The following is a 2,138-nucleotide window of genomic DNA, read 5'->3' on the forward strand; positions in this document are numbered from 1 at the left end:
GACCGCCCGCAGGTACTCCCCGCCGCGGCCGCGGGCGGAGTAGCCGACCGCGCTGCCGTCGAGGTGGTTGAGGGTCACGGTCACCCGTCCGCCCCGCTGGGTGAGCTGGGCGGAGGAGATCCGGGACAGGCGCACGGGCTCGCGGAAGCCGTCCGCCCTGCGGCCTCCCCCCGCCGCCGTGGCCTGGTCCCGGGAGTCGGCGGTCCGCCGCGCCCACCGCCGCACCCGCGGCAGGAGCAGCAGGGGGAAGCACACGACGAGCAGCACCGGCAGGGCGTGGAGCGCGAGCGCGGCGAGGATCTCCCCGGCCCCGTAGTAGAGCCCGGTGAGCAGGAGCGCGACGAGGCAGACCGCCACCGGCAGGAAGTAGGGCAGCGCCTCACCGCCTTCGATACCGCGTGCGTTGGCCCACCAGACCGGGACGAAACTCGGGAAGAGGCCGACCAGGGCGGTCGTTCCCGTCCACCCGAAGACCGGTTCCACACGGCCGTGCACGCTCAGGGGCCGGGTCGTGTGCCCCCGCACGTCCAGGCGCAGGGTGACCAGTCCTCCGGGCCTGGCCCGCACGCGCTCGATCTCCGCCATGGGGTTCCCTCCCGCCGGTGCCGCCGGGTCCTACGACGTCCCCGGAGCGGCTCGGGTTCGCGATCGGCAGGCGGAAGCCGGGCCCGGACTCAGATCGGCGGCCAGGGCACCGCCGGCCAGTCCGGCGCCGGGTAGGGATGGACGCCGTGCTGGATGAGCAGGTCCACCCGGCTGCGCACCGCGTAGGCCTCCGGTCCGGTCAGGTGCCGCGCCAGCTCCTGGGACAGGGCGCTGTCCGCGTCGGCGAGCTGGTCGCGCACCGACCCCAGTGCCTCCAGGGCGTCCTGGGGCAGCGGCTGGCCCTGCCACTGCCACAGCACGGTGCGCAGCTTGTAGTCCTCGGCGAGGGAGACCCCGTGGTCGCAGCCGTACAGGTGCCCGCCGGGGGTGGGCAGCAGGTGGCCGATCTTGCGGTCGGAGTTGTTGATGACCGCGTCGAACACCGCCATGCGGCGCAGGTCGGCGTTGTCGGTCTCCCGCGCCAGGGCGACCAGGTCCACGGTGGCGTCGCCGTGCACCCACAGCTGCACCATGCCCTCGCCGAACGGGCCGTCGCGGTGCACCGTGGGCGGGACGATCCCCCAGCCCAGCGCCTCGGAGACGGCGTGGGCGCTGACCTCGCGCCCGGCCAGGGTTCCGTCGGGGAAGTCCCACAGCGGCCGCTCCCCCGCCACCGGCTTGTACACGCAGGCGGCCGAGCGCACGCCGTCGGAGACGGTGCAGTACAGGGTGGCGTTGGAGGCGGCGGTCAGCCGTCCCTCCACGGTGATCTCGCCGGTGCGGAGCAGGTCGAGCCCGACGGCCGGGCTGAGGCCGTCGAAGGCGTCGGCGGTGTCCCTCATCGCGGGCCCCCGGGTCTGCGCGCCCGGCGGCCCGCCGGTGGTGTGCTCATCGGCGCGCTCAGACGAGGCTGTCCGGTCGGTAGCCGTTCTGGCGTACGCAGATGTGGCCGCCGGGGTCGAGCGGGCGTCCGCACAGCGGACAGTCCGGGCGTCCGGCGGCGACCACCTTCAGCGCGCGTCCGGCGAAGGAGCGCGCGGCGCCGGGGGTGAGGTAGACGCGCAGGACGTCGCGGTGGGCGGGGGCCTCCTCGGCGAAGACCTCCAGCTCCTCCTCGTCGTCCTCCAGCAGGTCCTCACCGGCGGTCTCGTCGATCTCCTGGGCCTCGATGATGACGCGGGCGGCCTCGGCGTCCCAGGCCAGGGCCAGGGTGCCGACCCGGAAGTCCTGCTCGATGGGCTGCTCCAGGGGAGCGTCGTCCTCGGGCGGAGCGGTGTCCTCCGGCGGGGAGCCGAAGCGCCGGTGCACCTCTTCCAGTAGTTCCTCGATACGGGTGGCGAGCGCCTCGACCTGCGCCTTCTCCAGGACCACGCTGGTGATGCGCCCCTCTCCCACGGCTTGGAGGAAGAAGGTGCGGTCTCCCGGCTGGCCCACGGTCCCCGCGACGAACCGCTCCGGCGGATTGAACTGAAAGACGGGCATGCCAAGAACCTTACGGGATGCGGGCCCACCGTTGCCAAACCCGCCGGACGCGCTGGTGGGCCGGGTGGGCC

The 2,138-nt window shown here is 74.2% G+C and carries 3 protein-coding genes; all 3 read right to left on the minus strand.

Annotated features, from left to right (window positions below; all coding sequences use genetic code 11):
* Positions 1 to 585 (minus strand): hypothetical protein (locus DQW06_RS05010; protein WP_117198044.1); only part of this gene is annotated, 585 nt, incomplete at its 3' end.
* An 89-nt stretch (positions 586 to 674) separates the two neighbouring features.
* The gene (locus DQW06_RS05015; protein WP_019608381.1) at positions 675 to 1,427 is read right to left on the minus strand and encodes an SCO1664 family protein; all 753 of its coding nucleotides are present in this window, start codon (positions 1,425 to 1,427) and stop codon (positions 675 to 677) included.
* A 58-nt stretch (positions 1,428 to 1,485) separates the two neighbouring features.
* Positions 1,486 to 2,067: a DUF3090 domain-containing protein gene (locus DQW06_RS05020; RefSeq protein ID WP_019608380.1), complete on the minus strand. Its 582-nt coding sequence runs from the start codon at positions 2,065 to 2,067 to the stop codon at positions 1,486 to 1,488.
* Positions 2,068 to 2,138: the final 71 nt, after the last annotated feature.

It is taken from the genome of Nocardiopsis sp. TNDT3 (assembly GCF_003427465.1).
Lineage (GTDB): Bacteria > Actinomycetota > Actinomycetes > Streptosporangiales > Streptosporangiaceae > Nocardiopsis > Nocardiopsis dassonvillei.

Bases quoted from the DNA above. Each gene is read 5' to 3' on its own strand.
- DQW06_RS05015 (WP_019608381.1), bottom strand. From the start codon at position 1,427: ATGAGGGACACCGCCGACGCCTTCGACGGCCTCAGCCCGGCCGTCGGG.
- DQW06_RS05020 (WP_019608380.1), bottom strand. From the start codon at position 2,067: ATGCCCGTCTTTCAGTTCAATCCGCCGGAGCGGTTCGTCGCGGGGACC.